We start from the raw sequence: 6,162 nt of genomic DNA on the forward strand, positions 1-6,162 counted from the left end.
TCCCCTGGCGAGGCTTCTCTGGGGGGCGCACGCACGGAGTCGGACGCTCGGGAATGGATTGACACCTTGTGGGGCCCCTTGCAGGCGGATGGCCACCAGCTCATGGCGGAGCTGCCGGAGGAGCACCTGCGGATCATCGCGGGGTTCTTGAAAGCGGCGAGAGGCATCCAAGACAGACACGCGGCCCGGGTGGCTCGACTGCTTCAGGAACCGGGAACCTGCATGACACCGCATGTCTGGGTGCAGCAACGACGCGTGGAACGAGGGCGCGATCTGTTGAGCAACTCATCACTGCCATTGGGAGACATCGCGCTCGCGGTTGGCTTCAGCTTACAAAGCCACTTCACCACGGTGTTCCGCAGACTCACCGGGCTGACTCAGGCAGTCATCCGACGCGACCAGCGGTAAGGCGCCTGGAGTCAGGCTCCACCCATCTCTCCCCTGTTTGACAGTGTTACTCCGCCTCCGTAGGGTCGTGTCCGTCCCAAGGGGGAGTCATGCAAAAATTGAGTCTGGCTGCGTGCGCGCTCGCGATGCTGATCGCCGCGTGTGGGGAATCTTCGTCAACCGGGCCGTACACACCGATTCGCGCGACCGAAGGAGTGATGCGTCTGCCATTGGTGTCGACCGCGCCCAATGGCGTCCAGTACCGGCTCGTAGGGGCGACCTTCGTCATCACTGGGACGGAGTCGCTCACGATCACGGATACGTCACCGGACACGCTGTCGGTGCCGTTGGTGGCCGGAACCTATTCCATCCAGCTCGAGGGTGATTGGCACGTCGAACGCGTGGGCACGCCATCCGAGATCGTGCCAGTGCAGCTGATTTCTCCCAACCCGATGGCGTTCTCCCTCGCGGAGCGGGACATGCGCGTAATTCGATTCCTGTTCAAGCTCCCCGCGGACGGCAACGCGAACGTGGGCATCACGGTCGATGAGGGTGGCTGGATTTCAGGCACCATGCGATTCACTGATCATTGGCCACGGGACCCGCCCAGTGAGTACGCCGAATTGGTCGGGCAGGAGGTGCCATTTACCATCAGCTTCGAATTCGCCTACCTGAGTCGCAACTACTGGCGAGGACTCTCGGTGGCTACGAATGAGCTCGTCGTCCAGTTCGGGGGCCCTTACTCCGCGCTGCTGCATGATCATATTGCAAGATATCTAAGCGGTGACACAGCCAGATTCGAGTTGAACCGAGGCGAATCGAATCTCATCTACTTCGACAACTTCATGACGATGGGAATGAGCACCACAGGCAACACCCCGTATTACCTGCAAATGACTGGGCGACACCTGTTCCGAGGAGTCTTGGACTCCGAACAAATTCCTGTCAGCCAGCCGTTCCCTTTCACCACGGAAGTCCTTCTTCAAAGATACGACACTTCTGAAGGCACTCTCCGTGGAGTCGCGACTGGCACCGGCACGACCCAGTAGCGAGAGTCGACGGGCCCGTTTCCGGGATCCGCGCCGCCGCATCGCGCAAGCCCCTGTGCTTGCGCCTTGACCTGAGTGCATGGAGGGGCTGTTCTGACTCCATGCACTCGGGAACCCTGCGACTCGCTGGATTGTTTCTCATCATGGCGGCCTGCGCCAGCCGTCCCACGCCCGTCATTCCCGCTCCTTCCTCGATCCCCGTCGTAGTGACGGCTCCCAAGCCGCTCCTCACGGTGTTCCGCCTCGAACCGGATGGGACAAGCGCTGAGTTCGGGCAGTTGCCACCAGGGCCCGAAGGCTTCGCCCCACCTGACACGGGCAACTGGTACGCAGAACCCTTGCGCCCCGTGCGTACCGAAGCGGAGGCTCGCGAAATCGCTGCCGTGTTGCGCGAGCATCGCGTGCGCGAATTGTCATTTGCCGAGGTCGGCGTTCCAGCCCCCGGGCTGCTCGCGGCCCTGCTCCAGGAGTCCGGTGTCGTTGCGCTTCAGTTGTCTGGCACGGACTTCGGCAATGCGCACCTCGCCTCGCTGGAAAACGCGACCCAGCTCGAGGCCCTGCACCTCAATGCCACCCGGGTCACCAACGCGGGGCTGGCGCCTCTCAAACGCATGCAACACCTGGCAGTGCTACGGCTGGACGAAACGCCGGTCTCCGACGCAGGCCTTGCGTCGCTGTCAGAGCACACCACCCTGCGCCGAGTAACCCTCGCCGGAACAGCCGTAACATCCCAGGGGCTTGGATTCCTCGCGAGGCAACCGGGGCTGGAGGAGCTCGACCTGTCGGATACCGCGGTGGACGACACCCTCCTCGCAGTGCTGCCGGGCGCCCCGTTGCACACGCTCAACCTCAGCGGAACGAAAGTCACGGATGCCGGCCTCCGCGGCCTCAGCGCCATGCCCTCCCTTCGGCGGCTGGGCCTTGCGCGTACCGCCGTCTCCGACGCCAGCCTCGTGCACGTCGCGGGACTGCGTGAACTGGAGGCCCTTCACCTGGGCAACACGCGGGTGACGGACGCGGGGATGCTCCACCTTGCGAAACTGCCCGTGCTTCGTGCGCTGGTCCTCAGCAAGGCGCGAATCCGAGGCGCAGGACTTCGCCACCTCGCGGGCCTCTCTGGACTGGAAGCGCTTCACCTCGACGACACGCGAGTAGGCGACTCAGCGCTGCGCCATCTTCGAGGACTCAACGAGTTGAGAGAGCTTGACCTCTCGCGCACCGCCATTACGGGCACGGGACTTCAAGAATTGAGCACCTTGGTGGCGCTCGAATCACTCTGGCTCTCAGGGCTCGCGCTGACGGACGATTCCCTCACGGCACTCGCTCCCCTCAGCCAACTGACTCGACTCGCTCTCAGCCACACGCCGATTGGCCCGGAGGCGCTGAACCACCTGGGTTCCCGCCCACTCCTCCGACACCTGGACTTGAGCAAGACCGGGCTCACCGACGAATGGGTGCCCTCCATCCGGCGGGCCTTTCCCAGCCTCCATTCATTGAAAGCCGAACGCACCCTCCTCACGGACGTGGGGCTGGGCCAGTTCGCCGAATGGACGGAACTGGAGGCAATCCATGTCGCGGGGACTCTCGTCAATGGCTCTGGCCTGACGAGCCTGCACACCCTTGCCCGACTCACGACGCTCGACCTCGGCGCGACGAGGTTGGACTCGGAGGGCCAGAAAGCGCTCCAGGGCTTCACGAACCTCGTCTGGCTGAGCGTCGCCGGCGTCCGCACCGGCGACGAGATGCTCGGCCACCTCCCCAGTTCGCTCCGAACCCTCTACCTGACGCGCACGAAAGTCACTGACGCGGGCCTCCCGGCGTTGCACAAGCTGCCACACCTGCGGGAACTCGACCTGCGCGGAACCGCGGTTTCCACAGAGGCCCGAAGCACCCTGGCACGGGAACGGGGCATCCACCTCATCACCGGGATGTGAGCCGCGCCCGAGCCTCACGACCACCGCCAAGGAGACGCGGCTCAGCTCACCACGGGCAGCGAAAAGCCCTCCGCCTTGCCCGTGGCCCCCGGCCGCGCGACGCCCGCCGCATCATTCATGCGGCCCGAGCGGAACGGCTCCAGGTCCAGCGCCACGAACTTGAACCCCAGCGCCAGGAACGCGGTGTTGATCTGCTGCCGCACGTCCGCCGCGAGGAAGCGTTCGTACTCCTCCGCCGCGACCTCCAGCCGCGCCACGTCCTGATGGTACCGCACGCGGAACTGTCGGAAGCCCAGCTTGCGCAGCTCCGACTCGGCGGCGGCGACCTGCAGCAGCCGATCCCGCGTCACCGCCGTGCCGTACGGAATCCGCGACGCCAGGCACGCCATCTGCGGCTTGTCCCATGTCGGCAGCCCGAGCGACTGGCTCCACGCCCGGATCTCCTCCTTCGTCAGCCCCGCCTGTGCCAGCGGCGACACCACCTGGTGCTCCTGCGCCGCCTTGTGGCCGGGCCGGTGGTCCTTGAAGTCGTCCGCGTTGAAGCCGTCCAACACCACCGCCAACCCCAGCGACTTCCGCTGCGCCTCGCAGATGTCGTACAGCTCCGTCTTGCAGAAGTAGCAGCGGTTCGTCGGGTTGGCCGCGTACTGCGGGTTCGCCAGCTCGTTGCTGCCCAGCACCACGTGCCGGGCCCCCAGCCGCTTCGCCAGCTCGCGCGCCTCGTCGGCCTCCTCCGGCGCCACGGACGCGGACAGCGCGGTGAGCGCGAGCGCCCGGTCGCCCAGTTCCTCCACCGCCACCTTCAGCACGAAGGTCGAATCCACACCGCCGGAGAACGCCACCAGCGCGCTGCCATGGGCCCGCAGCGCGGCACGCATCAACTCCAGCTTGGGGCGCGACGACTCACACAGGGACTTGATCCGCTCGGGGCTCAACATGAGGCTCTCCTAAAACGGAGGGGCCCCGGATTGCACGCGCGCCGCGCGGCAACCTGGAGCCCCTTGGAAATGACACCGGGCCGGGAAGCCCAGCCGCCTAGCGAGCCTTCCGCTTCGCGGCCTTCTTCGCCGCCGACGCCGGCTTCGCCACCCGGGCCGCGCGCGTGGCCGGACGGGCCTTCGCGCCCTTGTCCGCCTTCGGCGCCTTCGCCGCGGGCTTGGACTCCTCGGCGCGGCGGGCCTTGGCGCTCCCCTTCTCGGCCTTCTCGGCCTTCTCAGCCTTCTCGCCCTTCGCGGGGAGCGGGTTGGCCTTCATCTTCTTGCCGGTGATGACCTTCAGCTCCTCGGTGCTCATGTAGCCGAGGTCTAGAAGCGACTGGAAGATCTTCGCCGCGCCGTCCTCCACCGACTCCACGTTGGAGTGGATGGTGACCTCCGGCGAGTTGGGCGGCTCATACGGCTCGGTGATGCCGATGAAGTTGGGGATCTCCCCGTTGAGCGCCTTCTTGTAACGGCCCGTGCTGTCGCGCTCGATGAGCTTCTCGGTCGGGCAGTCGACGTAGACTTCCACGTAGCGACCAATCGACCGGCGGTTCTCCTCGCGGCCCGGCTTGTACGGGCTCACGCAGGGTACCAGCGCCGCCACGCCGTTTCGCGTCAGCAGGTTCGCCACGAAGCCCAGCCGCTTCACGACGGTGATACGGTCCTCCTTGCCATCCCCCAGCCCCGCCCACAGCGCCTCGCCAAGTTCACCCTCGTCGAGGATCTCGACGTTGCGGCCCACCTGCCGCAAGCGCGCGGCGATGTAGGCGGCGGTGGTGCTCTTCCCGGTACCGGACATGCCGGTCAGCCAGAGGGTGAAACCAGTGTTGGAGGCCATATGGGTCGTCTACTCCCTGCGTCCGGAGCACTTCTTGCAAGCTGCGTAGGGACGCCGCAGATCCAGAAGATGGACGCGGTTATAGACGAAAACCCGGCCACTTGACAATTCGTGCCCACCTTTCCGCAGGTGGGGGTTCCGGGCGTTCAAGTGCCTGCTCAGACAAGGCTTTTTCGTTTCTGCAATGCACTTTCAGCTCGTTCGTAACACGAAGTTTCCCTCAAGCCACTCATACTCCGACAAGTAGCGAACACAGCCGCGATGTACGGATCCGATGAGATAGGAAACATCGGAGAGCAACGGATGCCCCTCCGGAGCCGCCCGCAACAGGTCCTCCCGGGAGAAGGTGGCCGGTGCATCCACATGCGAGTGGAACACGCACACCACTCGCTCTGACCGCACATCCGCGTCGATGCAGACGGCCAGCCACTCCTCGGGCGCGAAGGCGTACGCCACGCGTGGGTTGTCGGCGGCATTGCGCAGGGGGCGGATCCGCAGGGCGCCCGACCCCTCCGCGCGGAGGAGCACCCCACAGCCCTCGAACGGATACGCGGCCTCCAGGTGACGCCCCACCTCGTCGAGGATGTGCTCGGGCCAGTGACTCACGGCTCGGCGGGCGGCTCACGGCCCGCGCAGCGCGAGCACCTGCGCAACTCCATCTCCTCCACGGTTCCAGGTGCCACCAACCACCGGCCGCCCAGCGCGGGGCCCAGGCCCAACCGCAGCCGCTGAAACACGAGCGCTCCCAGCGTCCCCACGGCCACGCCCAGCGCCCCATCCGGGGGCGAGCCCAGGTGCCGCACCGTCTCACCGAAGCACCAGAAGCACCCCTCCGCGCTTCGGAAGACAACGGCGGCCCGCATGCCATCGCCCCCCAGCGCCACCCAGGGCGCCTCGCCACTCCACGCCGCGGGCAGCTCCGCCACCAACCCGCCCCCCTGCCCCACGTCTCCTATACACATCTCCCATCCCAC

The 6,162-nt window shown here is 66.0% G+C and carries 6 protein-coding genes and 1 pseudogene; 3 read left to right on the plus strand and 4 right to left on the minus strand.

The features are described 5' to 3' along the window. Positions 1–102 precede the first annotated feature (102 nt). From F8M74_RS12595 to F8M74_RS12605, 3 genes are all read left to right on the plus strand, one after another. Positions 103–408: a helix-turn-helix domain-containing protein gene (locus F8M74_RS12595; protein ID WP_228559385.1), complete on the plus strand. Its 306-nt coding sequence runs from the start codon at positions 103–105 to the stop codon at positions 406–408. 89 nt (positions 409–497) lie between these two features. Continuing rightward, the gene (locus F8M74_RS12600; protein ID WP_141256929.1) at positions 498–1,436 is read left to right on the plus strand and encodes a hypothetical protein; all 939 of its coding nucleotides are present in this window, start codon (positions 498–500) and stop codon (positions 1,434–1,436) included. Positions 1,437–1,783: 347 nt separating this feature from the next. Next, positions 1,784–3,370, plus strand: coding sequence for a hypothetical protein (locus tag F8M74_RS12605; RefSeq protein ID WP_228559387.1), 1,587 nt, complete (start codon positions 1,784–1,786; stop codon positions 3,368–3,370). A 41-nt stretch (positions 3,371–3,411) separates the two neighbouring features. On the opposite strand, the gene larE is transcribed toward F8M74_RS12605, so the two are convergent. From larE to F8M74_RS12625, 4 genes and pseudogenes are all read right to left on the minus strand, one after another. Further along, the gene (gene larE / locus F8M74_RS12610; protein ID WP_141256931.1) at positions 3,412–4,308 is read right to left on the minus strand and encodes an ATP-dependent sacrificial sulfur transferase LarE; all 897 of its coding nucleotides are present in this window, start codon (positions 4,306–4,308) and stop codon (positions 3,412–3,414) included. 97 nt (positions 4,309–4,405) lie between these two features. Next, positions 4,406–5,188 carry an adenylyl-sulfate kinase gene (gene cysC, locus F8M74_RS12615; protein ID WP_141256932.1) on the minus strand — a complete coding sequence of 261 codons (783 nt, stop codon included), beginning with the start codon at positions 5,186–5,188 and terminating at the stop codon, positions 4,406–4,408. A gap of 192 nt (positions 5,189–5,380) precedes the next feature. After that, positions 5,381–5,794, minus strand: coding sequence for a Mov34/MPN/PAD-1 family protein (locus F8M74_RS12620; RefSeq protein ID WP_141256933.1), 414 nt, complete (start codon positions 5,792–5,794; stop codon positions 5,381–5,383). Continuing rightward, a pseudogene (locus F8M74_RS12625) lies at positions 5,791–6,162 on the minus strand (ThiF family adenylyltransferase); the annotation flags it as partial. The pseudogene F8M74_RS12625 and the gene F8M74_RS12620, both read right to left, overlap by 4 nt.

Origin of the sequence: Myxococcus sp. CA023, assembly GCF_010998615.1 — a bacterium.
Taxonomy (GTDB): domain Bacteria; phylum Myxococcota; class Myxococcia; order Myxococcales; family Myxococcaceae; genus Myxococcus.